This is a genomic window from Actinosynnema sp. NPDC023587 (assembly GCF_040640215.1).
GTDB lineage: Bacteria > Actinomycetota > Actinomycetes > Mycobacteriales > Pseudonocardiaceae > Actinosynnema.
This window is the reverse complement of the sequence record NZ_JBFABG010000024.1, coordinates 50,928-63,928: the sequence shown is the minus strand read 5'-3', so window position 1 is coordinate 63,928 and position 13,001 is coordinate 50,928. Positions and strand designations below refer to the sequence as shown.

The following is a 13,001-nucleotide window of genomic DNA, read 5'->3' as shown; positions in this document are numbered from 1 at the left end:
GTGTGCCGATGGGATGCGTCAGACACATCCACTCCGCCCGGAGGTCCTCCCGTCTTCAACCCGACACGCCGTCAACAACCTAATTAGTCACTACAGCTAGCCGACCCGACCTTCGAAGAGCACGTGACCGTCGTGGCCGAGCACGCGGGCGGAGATGTCGGCGAGCTGGCCGTCGACGGGCGTCACGCCGGGCAGCCGCACCGCGAACGTCCCCTCGCGGACGTCGGCCACCCGGGGGCTCTGTTGCGCGTGCCAGAACTCGACGCGCGCCACGTCGTCGCGCACGGTCCCGGCGATCCGCCCCACCGGCCCGTCCGGCCCACGGGTGTCGCCCACCCACCGCACGACCACCCGGAACGAGTGCGACGAGATGTCCCCGGTGCTGTGCGGGGCCCGGTGCACGCCTTTCGCCTGGTACTTGTCGACCGAGCAGTACGCGCTGGCCCCGTCCGGCCCGCGCATCGCCAGGAGCCCGGTGGAGGTGTCCGTGCCGGCGATCCCGCCGTGGGTCCACTCCCCGCCCGTGGTCATCCCGTCCACCCGGTCCCGCATCGCCACGTCCAGGCACCGGGCCAGCGTGTTGCGCGGGTCGGCGGGGTTCTGGGAGTCGTTCGGGAACCGGTCCCGGACCCGCGCCGCGACGGGGAGGGTGATCCGGTGGAGCTCGGGCACCTCGTACCTCGGTTCTTCCCAGGTCGTCTCGGCGGTCATCTCGGGGCCCCGGGGGATCATCAGGTAGTGGTCGTCGTCCACCAGGATCGTGGTGATCGGGGAACCCGGCCGCGCCACGGTCCCGGACGGCACGCTCCCCGGCACGGGCTTGACCAGCACGACCCCGGACGGGGACTTCCACAGCACCTTCTGGGTGCCCAGGAAGAGGCCGGCGTAGGGGGCGGTGTCGGCCCTGGCCACGGTCGTGTAGGTCACCTCGCAGTACTCCTCGTCCGGCGTGATCAGCAGCCGCCGGCCCGGTGCCCGCACGGTGGTGGCCTGGAGCCCGCCGAGCCCGCACGCGTCGAGGTCCTGCGGCAGGGTCGGCACCACCGCCGCTTCGAGCGGGGCGGCGAACCCGTCGGCGGGCGTGAGGGTGGGCGTCGCGGTGGCGACCAGTACCGGCGATCCCGGAAACGTCTGCACGGCCACCGCGCCCGCCCCGACCAGCAGGACGGCGGCGGCAGCGGCGGCCAGCGGTCCGCGCCGGTGCCGCCGGTGCTCCACCGGGTCGACCACGATCCGCACACCGTCCACGGCGGTTCCGCCGACGTCCACGTCGGCTTCGTCGGCGGTTTCCGGGAGTCCGCCGACGACCTTGCGGCGCATGCGCTCGCGCACGTCCGGCGGCAGGGTCCGGCGCGCGGGCAGTTCGGGGGTGTTCATCGGGTCTCCTCGACTCGACCGGCACGCAGCCGGGCACGGGCGCGCGAGATGCGCGAGCGGACCGACACCTCGGCCACCCCCAGCACCTCGGCGGCTTCCGCGGTGGACAACTCGCCGAGCAGGCACAGCTCGACGGCTTCGCGCTCGGCGGTGGGCATCGTCCGCACCGCCGCCAGCACCCGGCGCAGCTCGCGGTCGTCGTCCACCGTCGAGATGACGCGATCGGCGTGGTCGGGCACCACGTCCGGGGCGGGCACGCGGCGCAGCGCCCGCCGTAACCGGCCGAGCCGGCGGAACTCGGTGCGGGTCAGGTTGCCCGCGACGGTGTACAGCCAGGGCAGCGCGGAATCGCGCACCAGGGTGATCTCGGCCCGTCTGCGCCACGCGGTGAGGAACGTCGCCGAGGTCAGGTCCTCGGCGGTGGTCCACGAGGCGGTCAGCCGGTAGCAGTGGTTCCACACCGCTTCGGCGTGGCGGTCGAACAGGGTGGCGAACGCGGCCTGGTCCCCGCGCCTCCACAGCGCGGCGTCGGTGTCGGGCAACGGCGGAGCCCCCTGCCGACTCGTTGTCTCAGCGATCATGACAGTAGGTAGCCGCGGCTCCTCCCGACGTTGCACCCGATCTCATCCCGGGGGCGTACGGGCGCTCGCTACCGCGAGCCGACGCGCGCGCACGCCGGCTCGCGGGATCGTGGTCTCACCGACGCGAGGAGGAGCACGAGATGACCGCCATCACGATGACCGGCACGAGGACCGGCACGAAGGCCCCGGCGTTCGCGGTGGCGCTGCACACCACCGCCCGGTTCGCGGGCCACTTCCTGGCCGCGCTGGTCGGTGTGGCGTTCCTCGGCCGCCACGTCGAGCACTGAGCGCGACCGCGTTTTGGCCGCTCTCCTAGACTGGTCGTCTGCCCCCGTTCTAGGAGAGTGCGTGACCGTCCAACCCATTCGGCTGTTCGGCGACCCGGTGCTGCGGACCTCCGCCGTCGAGGTCACCGAGTTCGACGCGGAGCTCCGCAAGCTGGTCAAGGACCTGTGGGACACCATGAGCGACGCCGGCGGTGCGGGCCTCGCGGCCCCGCAGCTCGGAGTGGGTCTGCGGGTGTTCACCTACCACTGCGACGGCTTCGCCGGTCACCTGGTCAACCCGACGTTCGAGGTCGTCGGCGACGAGACCCAGGACGGCCAGGAGGGCTGCCTGTCCATCCCCGGGCTGAAGTGGGACTGCCTCCGGCACCGCGACGTGGTGGCGCGCGGCTGGAACATGCACGGCGAACCGGTCGAGGTGGAGGGCACCGACCTGCTGGCCCGGTGCATCCAGCACGAGACCGACCACCTGGACGGCGTGCTGTTCCTGGACCGGCTGGACGACCAGACCCGCAAGCGGGCGATGCGCGAGATCCGTCAGCAGGCCTGGTTCGACGGCGGGGTCCCGACGCTCAAGCAGTCGCCGCACCCGCTGTTCGGGGGTGCGTGAGCATGAGGCTGGTCTTCGCGGGCACGCCCGAACCGGCGCTGCCGTCGCTGCGCGCGTTCCTGGACTCCCCCCGGCACGAGGTGGTCGCCGTGGTGACCCGCCCCGACGCACCGGCCGGTCGCGGCCGGAAGGTCGAGCGGTCGCCGGTGGCGGCGCTGGCCGACGAGCGCGGCATCGAGGTGCTGACCCCGGTCAAGGCGTCCGACCCCCGGTTCCAGGCCCGGTTGCGGGCGTTGAAGCCCGACCTGTGCCCGGTGGTGGCCTACGGCGCGCTGCTGCCGGAGTCCGCCCTGTCCATCCCGACCCACGGCTGGGTGAACCTGCACTTCTCGGTGCTGCCCGCGTGGCGCGGTGCGGCTCCCGTGCAGGCGGCCGTGCGGCACGGTGACGACATCACCGGCGCGACCACGTTCCGGATCGTGAAGGCGCTCGACGCGGGCCCCGTGTTCGGCGTGGTGACCGAGCGGGTGCGGGACCGGGACACCTCCGGCGACCTGCTGGGCCGGCTCGCCGAGTCCGGTGCGAAGCTGCTGCTGTCCACCGTCGACGGCATCGCGGACGGCACGCTGCGCCCGGTCGAGCAGCCGGAGGAGAACATCAGCTACGCGCCCAAGGTGACCGTGGACGACGGCCGGCTGGACTTCGGCACCCCGGCGGCGGCGCTGGACCGCGTCGCGCGCGCGGTGACCCCGGACCCCGGCGCGTGGGCCGAGTTCCGCGGTGAACGGCTCAAGCTCGGCCCGGTGACCCCGGTCGAGGAGGACGGCTTCGCCCCCGGCGAGATCCGGGTGGAGCGCAGGCGGGTGCTGGTCGGCACGGCCACCACGCCCGTGGCGCTCGGCGAGGTCCAGGCACAGGGGAAGAAGCGGATGACGGCGACGGACTGGGCGCGCGGCGTCCGCATCGAGGCGGGGGAGCGCATCTCATGACCCAGCGTTCTTCCCGGCCGTCCCGGCCGCAACGCCCCCACCCGCCGCGCCGGCGCACCGGTCCGGAGCGCCCGCCGGTGGACGACCCGGCCCGGCTGGCCGCGCTGGACACGCTGCGCGCGGTCCGGAAGCGCGACGCCTACGCCAACCTGGTGCTGCCCGGCCTGCTCCGGGACCGCCGCATCACCGGCCGCGACGCGGCCCTGGCCACCGAGCTCGCCTACGGCACCGCACGGGCCCAGGGCCTGCTCGACGCGATCCTCACCGCCTGCTCCGACCGGCCGCTGTCGGCGGTGGACGGCGCGGTGCTCGACGCGCTGCGGCTGGGGGCCTACCAGTTGCTGCGCACCCGGATTCCGGCCCACGCGGCGGTCGCGTCCACGGTGGACCTGGTGCGCGCCGAGCTCGGCTCGGGCGCGGCGGGCTTCGCCAACGCGGTGCTGCGCCGGGTGACCGCCCAGGACGAGGCCGGCTGGGTGGACGAGGTCGCGCCCGACGAGGAGACCGACCAGATCGGCTACCTGGCCATGGCCAACGCCCACCCCCGGTGGATCGCGCAAGCGTTCGCGGAGGCGCTGGGCAGCCGGGGCGAGCCGTTGCGCGACGCCCTGGCCGCCGACGACACCCGTCCCGCCGTGCACCTGGCCGCGCGGCCGGGGGAGTGCGGCGCGGACGAGCTGGCCGCGATGACCGGCGGCGAGGTCGCGCCGTACTCGCCCTACGGCGTGCTGCTGGAGCCCGGCGCGGGCGACCCGGGAGACCTGGACCCGGTGCGCGAGAAGCTGGCCGCCGTGCAGGACGAGGGCAGCCAGCTCTGCGCGCTGGCGCTGACCCGGCCGGTGCTGGAGGGTCCCGACGAGCGCTGGCTGGACCTGTGCGCCGGGCCGGGCGGCAAGGCCGTGCTGCTGGCCGCGCTGGGCCGGCTGTCCGGGGCGGTCCTGGAGGCGGTGGAGAAGGCACCGCACCGCGCGGAGCTGGTCCGCAAGTCGGCGGGTGACCTGCCGATCACCGTGCACGTGGCGGACGGGCGCGACCCGGGGCTGCCGCCGGGGTCGTTCGACCGGGTGCTGGTCGACGCGCCGTGCACCGGCCTGGGCGCGCTGCGCCGGCGGCCCGAGGCGCGGTGGCGGCGCAACCCGTCCGACGTCGCGCCGCTGGCCCGGTTGCAGCGCGAGCTGCTGACCTCGGCGCTCAGCCTGGTCCGGCCCGGCGGGGTGGTGGCGTACGTGGTGTGCTCGCCGCACCTGTCGGAGACCGTCGGCGTGGTCGCGGAAGTGGTCCGGCGGACCGGCGCGGAACGCCTGGACACCCGGGAGGCGTTCCCCGGCGTGCCCGACCTGGGCGACGGTCCGCACGTGCAGCTCTGGCCGCACCTGCACGGCACCGACGCGATGTTCTGCGCGTTGCTGCGCCGCCCGGTGTAACCCGGCGGGGTGGTCCGGAACGGGGTCGGCCGGTCCCGTTCCGGGGCTGGTCGCCTCGGCGGGCGGCGGGGTCGAGCGGTGGTCGCGGCCCGGACTGGCGGCCCCGCCGGCGCGGGGGCGGTCGGCGCTGACGGACCTGCCGGTGCGCTCGACGTCCCGGCTGCCGGGGAGCCGAAACCGCACCCGGTGCCCGACGCGTTCGTGTTCGCGCCGGCCACGCCGGCCGAGGCGCTCGGCCGGCGCGCCGCTGGTCGTGCTCGCCCAGGTCGGTGCGGAACAATCCCGGCACCCCGCCCACCTCGGCCATCTGGCGGTGTTGCGGGAGGCCGGCGCGCGGGTGGTCGGCAGTGGACCTGAAGAGGTGCTGAGAGAACCCGCCGAGGTTGCGCCGTTCGCCGCATTCGGCAATAGGGCGTGAATTGACAGCCATGCGAGACGCGTAGCAGGCTTGAATGTGTCGAAATCGCACGGCCGGGATCGTGAATTGGCTTCGGTTCTCCGCTTCCTGTCCGCACCGGGTGGCCTGCTGGCCATCGACGGGCCGCCGTGCGCCGGCAAGTCGTCGCTGCTGCACGAGGCGGTGGCCGCCGCCCGGGACCACGGCTACGCGGTGGTCCTGCTGCCCGCCGACGGCCTCCGGGGTGCGGCGGACGCTCTGGGCGAGCCGGGCACCCGCACCCTGGTCGCGATCGACCACGCGCACCACGACCCGCCCGCCGTGCTCGCCCTGCTGCCCCGGCTGCGGGAGCGGCGGGTCACCGCGCTGGTCGCGCTGACCGGCGCGCACGCGGGCGGCGAGCTGCGCCGCGCGCTGGCCGCCGCCGGCGAGGTGCTGGTGCTCGGCCCGGTCGCCGACGACGTGGTGGCCCGGCTGGCCGCCGACCTGCTCGGCGCGCCCCCGCGCCCGGACCTGGCCGCGCTGGTGGCCGCCGCCGGCGGGGACCCCCGGATGGTCGCCGAGCTGATCACCGGGCTGCGCGAGGAGGGCCGGCTGGACACCCGGGACGGCACCGCCCGGGTGCGCGGCGGCGCGCTGCCGAGGCGGGTGGACGGCCTGGTGCGCGGCCGGGTGGAGGTGCTGTCCGCCAGGACCACCCAGCTACTGCGGGTCGCCGCGGTGCTCGGCCGGTCGTTCCGGCCGCACGACGCCGCCGCCATGATGGGCGAGACGACCGGCGCGCTCCTGCTGTCCGTGGACGAGGTGATCGCCTCCGGCCTGGTCCGGTCGGCGGGCGAACGCCTGGAGTTCGACTCCGAACTGGTCTGGAGGTCGGTGGTGGAGTCGATCCCGGACCCGGTGCTGCACGCGCTGCGCCACGACGCCACCGCCGTGCGCGCGGCGGTCCGCGCCACCCCGCCCGCACCGGGCGCGCCGCCCGCCGAGGAGCGCGGTCCGGGCGCGGTGCACGGCGTCCGCGCGCTGGCCGCCGGCGGCCGGCTGGGCTCGGCGATCGCGCTGGCCCGGTCCGGCCTCGCCCGCGGCCTGCCCGCCGGTCCCGCCACCGAGCTGCACACCGTCCTGGCGGGCATCCTGCTCGCCGACGGCCGCCCGGCCGACGCGGTCGCCGAGATGGAACGCGCCCTCGCCGCGCCCGCCGCACCCGGGCCGTGCCGCCGGCTGGCCGCCGCCGGACGCCTGCTGTCGCTGTACTTCGCCACCGGCAGCCGGGCGGGCGCGCACGCGCTGTCCGTGCTCACCGCGCGCGACCGGGAGTCCAGCGACGCGGACGTGGTGATGGCCGCGACCGTGCACTCGTGCCTGGAGTGGACGGCGGGCAACCTCGCCGAGGGCGTGTACTGGGGCCGCGAGTCGACCCGCTGGGAGCTCGACGCGCCCACCGCGTGGTGGCAGTCGCACGCCGCCGTGGCGTTCGCGCTCAAGCTGTCCGCGCTGGGCGAGTTCGAGCCCGCCGAGAAGCTGGTGCGCGGTGACGGCCCGGACACCGACGACGCGGTGACCGCCGGCGCGCCCGCCGCCCGGATGATCGCCCGCGCCAGGGTGCTGACCCAGGCGGGCGAGCTCGTGCCCGCGCAGGTGGCCGCGCACGCCGGGATGTCGCTGGCCCGGGACCGCGGGCTGCGGCTGCTGGTGCCGCTGGCGTCGACCGTGCTGGCGACCGTCGCGCTGCACCGCGGCGACGTGCCCGCCGCCGCCGAGCACGTCCGCCGCTACCGGGGCGACCTGGCGGCCGGTGAAGCGGTGCTGCACTCCGGCCAGTACGACTGGGTGGAACTGCTGCTGGCGCACGCCTCGGGCGGCCCGGTCCGCGCGGCCGAGCTCGCCGGCGCGCGGCTGGAGGACCCGGGCGGTGCCCGCCGGATGCTGATCGAGGAGCCCGGTGCGGCGGCGTGGCTGGTGCGCCTGGCGCTGGCGGTGGGCGACACCCGGCTGGCCGGCGCGGTGGTCGGCGCGGCCGAGGAGCTGGCCGCCGCCAACCCGGGCTTCGCCGCGGTGTCCGTCGGTGCGGGCCACGCCCGCGCCCTGCTCGACCAGGACGAGGAGGCGCTGCTGGCCGCCGCCGACCGGCACCACCACCCGTGGGCACGGGCGAACGCGAACGAGGACCTGGCGGCGGTGCTCGCGGAGAGCGGGCAGACCGACCGCGCGGACGCGCACCTCACGTCCGCGCTGCGGATCTTCGAGCGGATGGGCGCGGACGCCGAGGTGGCGCGGGTGCGCGGCCGGGCCTGCCCGCCCCCGTCCGCGACGACCGACGACTGGGCGCGGCTGTCCGAGCCGGAGCGCGACATCGCCCGGCTGGTCGGCGCGGGCCTGACCAACCGGCAGGTGGCGCGCCAGTTGTTCCTGTCCCCGCACACGGTGAACTACCACCTGCGGGGGATCTTCAAGAAGCTCGGGATCAGCTCGCGCATCGAGCTCGCCCGCCTCGCGCTGGAGCAGGAGCACGCCGAGGTCTGAGCGCCGGCTCGCCGCTCAGGCGGGCACGGCGCTGCCGGGGACCACGTCGGCGAGCAGGAAGCACACCTCGTCGACCACCCGGCGCGGGTCCTCGGGCGCGACCACCGCGCAGTGCACGCCGCAGGCCGCGACCTCGACCGCCAGGTGCTCGGTGTAGGTGACGGCGGCGGCGAGGGAGGCCGCGTAGGCGGCGGTGCCCGACCGGAGCCCGGCGACCGGGTGCGCGGCGACCACGACGATCGTGCCGCGCCGGCGGAGCACCATCCGGGCGGCGACCGCGCGCGAGGCGTGGAAGACCCCGTCGGCGTTCACCGCGAAGCTCTGCGCCCAGTCCGCGTCGGAGATGGTCAGCGCCGGGCCCGGCCGCAGCTCGGCGGCCGTGGTGACCAGGGCGTCGATCGGCCCGAACTCGCGCTCGACCTGGTCCACCAGCGCGTCGACCGCCGCGCCCGAGGTCACGTCGATCTGCCGGCCGACGATCCGCAGGCCCGTGCCCTGCCACCGCTCGACGAGCTCCGCGAGCCGCGCCCCGTCGCCGTCCACGGCGGCGACCGGCGTGCCGCGTCGGGCGAGCGCCTCCACGACCGCCGTGCCCGGTGCCGCGCACGCGCCGGTCACCAGCGCGATCCTGTGACCGAATTCGGCTTTCATGCCCCAGCGCTCCCCGGTTCTGCCCCGTCCCGAACGTAATCGCCCGGCGGCCCGCGCGTGAACTACCCGCGTGAGTAGTCGGAAAAGGCCGGGGGAACCGGAAAACCGCGCGAACGGGTAGCGCACGTGAAATACGACTCCCCGCCGAGTCGGCGCAATCGCGGAACCCTAGACTGACCACCCGTGGTCCACCAGCCGATGATCGCCCCGAGCATCCTGTCCGCCGACTTCGCCCGACTCGCCGACGAGGCCGCCGCCGTCGCCGGCGCGGACTGGCTGCACGTGGACGTCATGGACGCGCACTTCGTGCCCAACCTGACCCTCGGCCTGCCGGTGGTGAAGTCGCTGCTGCGCGCGACCGACATCCCGCTGGACTGCCACCTCATGATCGACGACCCGGACCGCTGGGCCACCGGGTACGCCGAGGCGGGCGCGCACAACGTGACCGTGCACGTCGAGGCCGCCGCCGACCCGGTGCGGCTGGCCAAGGACCTGCGCGCGGCCGGCTCGAAGGCCGGCCTGTCGCTCAAGCCCGGCACGCCGATCGAGCCCTACACCGACGTCCTCAAGCACTACGACACGCTGCTGGTGATGTCCGTCGAACCCGGTTTCGGCGGCCAGGAGTTCATCGCCGACGTGCTGGACAAGGTCCGCACCGCCCGCCGGCTGGTCGACACCGGCCACCTGACGCTGCTCGTGGAGATCGACGGCGGGATCAACGCCGACACCATCGAGCAGGCCGCCGAGGCCGGCGTGGACTGCTTCGTCGCCGGCTCCGCGGTCTACGCCGCCGCCGACCCGGCCCAGGCGTTGGAAGCCCTGCGCGCGCAGGCCGCCCGGCACCGCCCGTGAACGACGGCGGGTGGCCCGCCGCGATGGCCCTGGCCGTCGCGGCGGGCGCGCGGGCGCACGGCACCACCAGCCCGAACCCGCCGGTCGGCGCGGTCGTGCTGGACCCGGCGGGCGCACTCGCGGGCACCGGCCACACCCGGCCGCCCGGCGGGCCGCACGCCGAGGTCGTCGCGCTCGCCGAGGCCGGCGACCGGGCTCGCGGCGGCACCGCCGTGGTCACCCTGGAGCCGTGCGCGCACCACGGCCGCACCCCGCCGTGCACGGGCGCGCTGATCGCCGCCGGCGTCGCCCGGGTGGTGTTCGCCAACGCCGACCCCCACCCGGAGGCCGCCGGGGGAGCCGAGGTGCTGCGGGCCGCCGGCGTCGAGGTCGTGCACCTGCCGACGCACGTGGAGGCGCTGCGCGCGTGGCTGCACTTCGCCCGCACCGGCCGGCCGCACGTGACGTGGAAGTACGCCGCCACCCTCGACGGCCGGGTCGCCGCGGCGGACGGTTCCAGCCGGTGGATCAGCTCGCCCGAGTCGCGGGCCGAGGTGCACGCGCTGCGCACCGCGATCGACGCGATCGTGGTCGGCACGGGCACCGTCCGCGTCGACGACCCCCGGCTGACCGCGCGGGGCGCGGGCGTGACCCGGCAGCCGCTGCGGGTGGTCGTGGGTAACGGCGACCTGCCGCCCGGCGCGCACGTCCTGGACGGCGAAGCGGAGACGCTGCACATCCGGACGCACGACCCGGACGTCGTCCTGGCGGAACTCGCCGCGCGGGGAGCGGTCGACGTGCTCGTCGAGGGCGGGCCTACGCTGGCGGGTGCGTTCGCGCGCGCCGGCCGGGTCGACCGGGTCCTGGCCTACGTCGCGCCGAAGCTGCTGGGGGACGGACCGACCGCTCTGCGGGACGCGGGGGTGTCGACCATCACCGACGCTGTGGGGTTGGTCGTCGAGCAGGTCACCATGTGCGGGCCGGACGTGCGGATCTCCGCCGTGCCGGCCTCGGGGCGGTAGAGGAGGAACGGTGTTCACCGGAATCGTCGAGGAGTTGGGTGAGGTCGTCGCGGTGACCGACCTGCCGGACGCGGCGCGGGTCACCATCGCGGGTCCGCTGGTGACCGGTGACGCGAAGCACGGGGATTCGATCGCGGTGAACGGCGTGTGCCTCACCGTGGTGGACGTCGTGGGCGGCGCGTTCACCGCGGACGTGATGCGGGAGACGCTGCTGCGCAGCAGCCTCGCCAAGATCACGGCGGGCGACCGGGTGAACCTGGAGCGCGCGGTGGCGGTCGGGCAGCGGCTGGGCGGCCACATCGTGCAGGGCCACGTCGACGGCACCGGTTCGGTGCTGGCGCGGGAGAAGGCCGAGCACTGGGAGGTCGTGCACGTCGGCCTGCCCCCGGACCTGGCCCGGTACGTGGTGGAGAAGGGCTCGATCACCGTGGACGGCGTCTCGCTGACCGTGGTGTCGGTGGCCGGGGACTGGTTCTCGGTGAGCCTGATCCCGACCACCCTGGAACTGACCACGCTGGGTCGGCGGAGTCCCGGCGACCCGGTCAACCTGGAGGTGGACGTGCTGGCCAAGTACGTCGAACGGCTGACGGCCCCCCACCTCGCGGGCAAGCCCGAGGAGACCCCCTGATGGACTTCGCCGACATCGAACGGGCCATCGCGGCCGTCGCGGAGGGCCGCGCGGTCGTCGTCGTGGACGACGAAGACCGCGAGAACGAGGGCGACCTGATCTTCGCCGCCGAGAAGGCCACGCCGGAACTGCTGGCGTTCATGGTGCGCTACACGTCCGGGTACGTGTGCGTGGCGCTCGTCGAGGCCGACTGCGAGCGGCTCGACCTGCCGCCGATGTACCACACCAACCAGGACCAGCGCGGCACCGCGTACACGGTGACCGTGGACGCCCGCGAGGGCGTGTCGACCGGCATCTCCGCCGCCGACCGCGCGCACACCATGCGGCTGCTGGCCGACCCGTCCTCGGACGCCAAGGACTTCAGCCGGCCCGGTCACGTGGTGCCGCTGCGCGCCCGCGACGGCGGGGTGCTGCGCCGGCCCGGCCACACCGAGGCGGCGGTCGACCTGGCCCGGCTCGCCGGGCTCGCGCCGGCCGGCGTGCTGTGCGAGATCGTGTCGCAGAAGGACGAGGGCGACATGGCGCGGCGCGACGAGCTGGAGGTGTTCGCCGCCGACCACGACCTGGTGCTGATCACCATCGCCGACCTGATCGCCTACCGCCGGCGGGTGGAGACCCAGGTGGAACGGGTGGCCGAGGCGCGCATCCCGACCGCGCACGGCACGTTCACCGCGGTCGGCTACGACTCGAAGCTCGACGGCGTCGAGCACGTCGCGCTGGTCTGCGGCGACCTCGGCGACGGTGAGGACGTGCTGGTCCGGGTGCACTCCGAGTGCCTGACCGGCGACGTGTTCGGCTCGCTGCGCTGCGACTGCGGGCCGCAGCTCGACGCGGCGCTGGAGGCCGTGGCGGCGCAGGGGCGCGGTGTCGTGCTCTACATGCGCGGGCACGAGGGCCGCGGCATCGGCCTGATGCACAAGTTGCAGGCCTACCAGTTGCAGGACGACGGCGCGGACACGGTGGACGCGAACCTGGCGCTCGGCGTGCCGGCGGACGCGCGGGACTACGGGACCGGCGCGCAGATCCTGTGCGAGCTGGGCATCAAGTCCATGCGGCTGCTCACCAACAACCCGGCCAAGCGGATCGGTCTGGAGGGCTACGGGCTGCGCGTGATCGACCGCGTGCCGCTGCCCATCTCGCCGAACCCGGAGAACCTGCGGTACCTGCGCACCAAGCGCGACCGGATGGGGCACGAGCTGCACCAGTTGGAGCAGTACGAGGCCCTGGGGCAGGGTGGCGCGATCGTCAGCACGGAGGGTGTGGAATGAGCGGCGGAGGTCGGCCCGAGTCGTCGGTGCCGGACGCGACCGGCATCCGGTTGGGCGTGGTGGCCACCCGGTGGCACGAGAAGATCACCGCGCGACTGGTGGAGCGCGCGGTGCGGGCCGCCGTGGCGGCCGGCGTGCCGTCGCCCACGGTGGTGCGGGTGGCCGGCGCGGTCGAGCTGCCCGTGGTCGTCCAGGAGCTGGCCCGGACGCACGACGCCGTGGTCGCGCTGGGCGTCGTGATCCGCGGCGGGACACCGCACTTCGAGTACGTGTGCGACTCGGTGACGGCCGGGCTGACCCGGATCGCGCTGGACGAGTCGACGCCGGTCGGCAACGGCGTGCTGACCTGCGACACCGAGGAGCAGGCGCTGGCCCGCGCCGGGTTCTCCGACTCGGTGGAGGACAAGGGCTTCGAGGCGGTGGCGGCGGCGCTGGACACGGCGCTGGTGCTCCGGTCGCTGCGGGCCGGGTCGTGA

Annotated in this window: 13 protein-coding genes; 10 read left to right on the top strand and 3 right to left on the bottom strand. The window is 75.3% G+C overall.

The window, feature by feature from the left end; all coding sequences use genetic code 11:
* Nucleotides 1-96: 96 nt before the first annotated feature.
* Both AB0G01_RS33920 and AB0G01_RS33915 read right to left on the bottom strand, forming a co-directional pair.
* Nucleotides 97-1,377: a hypothetical protein gene (locus AB0G01_RS33920; RefSeq protein WP_360954532.1), complete on the bottom strand. Its 1,281-nt coding sequence runs from the start codon at nt 1,375-1,377 to the stop codon at nt 97-99.
* Complete coding sequence (locus tag AB0G01_RS33915) at nt 1,374-1,958, bottom strand: RNA polymerase sigma factor (protein WP_360954529.1); 585 nt, start codon at nt 1,956-1,958, stop codon at nt 1,374-1,376. The genes AB0G01_RS33920 and AB0G01_RS33915 overlap by 4 nt, the downstream gene beginning before the upstream one ends.
* Nucleotides 1,959-2,098: 140 nt before the next feature.
* Here AB0G01_RS33915 and AB0G01_RS33910 point away from each other — a divergent pair, with 140 nt between their 5' ends.
* From AB0G01_RS33910 to AB0G01_RS33890, 5 genes are all read left to right on the top strand, one after another.
* Nucleotides 2,099-2,245: a hypothetical protein gene (locus AB0G01_RS33910; protein ID WP_360954526.1), complete on the top strand. Its 147-nt coding sequence runs from the start codon at nt 2,099-2,101 to the stop codon at nt 2,243-2,245.
* Nucleotides 2,246-2,306: 61 nt separating this feature from the next.
* Nucleotides 2,307-2,852 carry a peptide deformylase gene (gene def / locus AB0G01_RS33905; protein WP_360954523.1) on the top strand — a complete coding sequence of 182 codons (546 nt, stop codon included), beginning with the start codon at nt 2,307-2,309 and terminating at the stop codon, nt 2,850-2,852.
* Between the two features lie 2 nt (nt 2,853-2,854).
* Nucleotides 2,855-3,781, top strand: a complete 927-nt coding sequence (gene fmt, locus AB0G01_RS33900; protein WP_360954520.1) for a methionyl-tRNA formyltransferase — start codon at nt 2,855-2,857, stop codon at nt 3,779-3,781.
* Nucleotides 3,778-5,205, top strand: a complete 1,428-nt coding sequence (locus AB0G01_RS33895; protein ID WP_360954517.1) for an RsmB/NOP family class I SAM-dependent RNA methyltransferase — start codon at nt 3,778-3,780, stop codon at nt 5,203-5,205. Before fmt ends, AB0G01_RS33895 begins: the two co-directional genes overlap by 4 nt.
* A 484-nt stretch (nt 5,206-5,689) precedes the next feature.
* Nucleotides 5,690-8,125 (top strand): LuxR C-terminal-related transcriptional regulator, encoded by a 2,436-nt coding sequence (locus AB0G01_RS33890; protein ID WP_360954514.1) that lies wholly within the window; start codon nt 5,690-5,692, stop codon nt 8,123-8,125.
* A gap of 15 nt (nt 8,126-8,140) precedes the next feature.
* On the opposite strand, the gene AB0G01_RS33885 is transcribed toward AB0G01_RS33890, so the two are convergent.
* Complete coding sequence (locus AB0G01_RS33885) at nt 8,141-8,776, bottom strand: SDR family NAD(P)-dependent oxidoreductase (protein WP_360954511.1); 636 nt, start codon at nt 8,774-8,776, stop codon at nt 8,141-8,143.
* A gap of 198 nt (nt 8,777-8,974) precedes the next feature.
* Here AB0G01_RS33885 and rpe point away from each other — a divergent pair, with 198 nt between their 5' ends.
* The 5 genes from rpe to ribH are packed head-to-tail and all read left to right on the top strand — an operon-like array spanning nt 8,975 to nt 13,001.
* Nucleotides 8,975-9,628, top strand: a complete 654-nt coding sequence (gene rpe / locus AB0G01_RS33880) for a ribulose-phosphate 3-epimerase (protein ID WP_360954544.1) — start codon at nt 8,975-8,977, stop codon at nt 9,626-9,628.
* 23 nt (nt 9,629-9,651) lie between these two features.
* Nucleotides 9,652-10,629: a bifunctional diaminohydroxyphosphoribosylaminopyrimidine deaminase/5-amino-6-(5-phosphoribosylamino)uracil reductase RibD gene (gene ribD, locus AB0G01_RS33875; protein ID WP_360954541.1), complete on the top strand. Its 978-nt coding sequence runs from the start codon at nt 9,652-9,654 to the stop codon at nt 10,627-10,629.
* Nucleotides 10,630-10,639: 10 nt separating this feature from the next.
* Nucleotides 10,640-11,257, top strand: a complete 618-nt coding sequence (locus AB0G01_RS33870; RefSeq protein ID WP_360954508.1) for a riboflavin synthase — start codon at nt 10,640-10,642, stop codon at nt 11,255-11,257.
* On the top strand, nt 11,257-12,525 hold the full coding sequence (locus tag AB0G01_RS33865; protein WP_360954505.1) for a bifunctional 3,4-dihydroxy-2-butanone-4-phosphate synthase/GTP cyclohydrolase II: 1,269 nt from the start codon (nt 11,257-11,259) through the stop codon (nt 12,523-12,525). The genes AB0G01_RS33870 and AB0G01_RS33865 overlap by 1 nt, the downstream gene beginning before the upstream one ends.
* Nucleotides 12,522-13,001, top strand: a complete 480-nt coding sequence (gene ribH, locus AB0G01_RS33860) for a 6,7-dimethyl-8-ribityllumazine synthase (protein WP_360954502.1) — start codon at nt 12,522-12,524, stop codon at nt 12,999-13,001. The genes AB0G01_RS33865 and ribH overlap by 4 nt, the downstream gene beginning before the upstream one ends.

Bases quoted from the DNA above. Each gene is read 5' to 3' on its own strand.
- AB0G01_RS33920 (WP_360954532.1), bottom strand. From the start codon at position 1,377: ATGAACACCCCCGAACTGCCCGCGCGCCGGACCCTGCCGCCGGACGTG.
- AB0G01_RS33915 (WP_360954529.1), bottom strand. From the start codon at position 1,958: ATGATCGCTGAGACAACGAGTCGGCAGGGGGCTCCGCCGTTGCCCGAC.
- AB0G01_RS33910 (WP_360954526.1), top strand. From the start codon at position 2,099: ATGACCGCCATCACGATGACCGGCACGAGGACCGGCACGAAGGCCCCG.
- fmt (WP_360954520.1), top strand. From the start codon at position 2,855: ATGAGGCTGGTCTTCGCGGGCACGCCCGAACCGGCGCTGCCGTCGCTG.
- AB0G01_RS33895 (WP_360954517.1), top strand. From the start codon at position 3,778: ATGACCCAGCGTTCTTCCCGGCCGTCCCGGCCGCAACGCCCCCACCCG.
- AB0G01_RS33885 (WP_360954511.1), bottom strand. From the start codon at position 8,776: ATGAAAGCCGAATTCGGTCACAGGATCGCGCTGGTGACCGGCGCGTGC.
- rpe (WP_360954544.1), top strand. From the start codon at position 8,975: ATGATCGCCCCGAGCATCCTGTCCGCCGACTTCGCCCGACTCGCCGAC.
- ribD (WP_360954541.1), top strand. From the start codon at position 9,652: ATGGCCCTGGCCGTCGCGGCGGGCGCGCGGGCGCACGGCACCACCAGC.
- AB0G01_RS33865 (WP_360954505.1), top strand. From the start codon at position 11,257: ATGGACTTCGCCGACATCGAACGGGCCATCGCGGCCGTCGCGGAGGGC.
- ribH (WP_360954502.1), top strand. From the start codon at position 12,522: ATGAGCGGCGGAGGTCGGCCCGAGTCGTCGGTGCCGGACGCGACCGGC.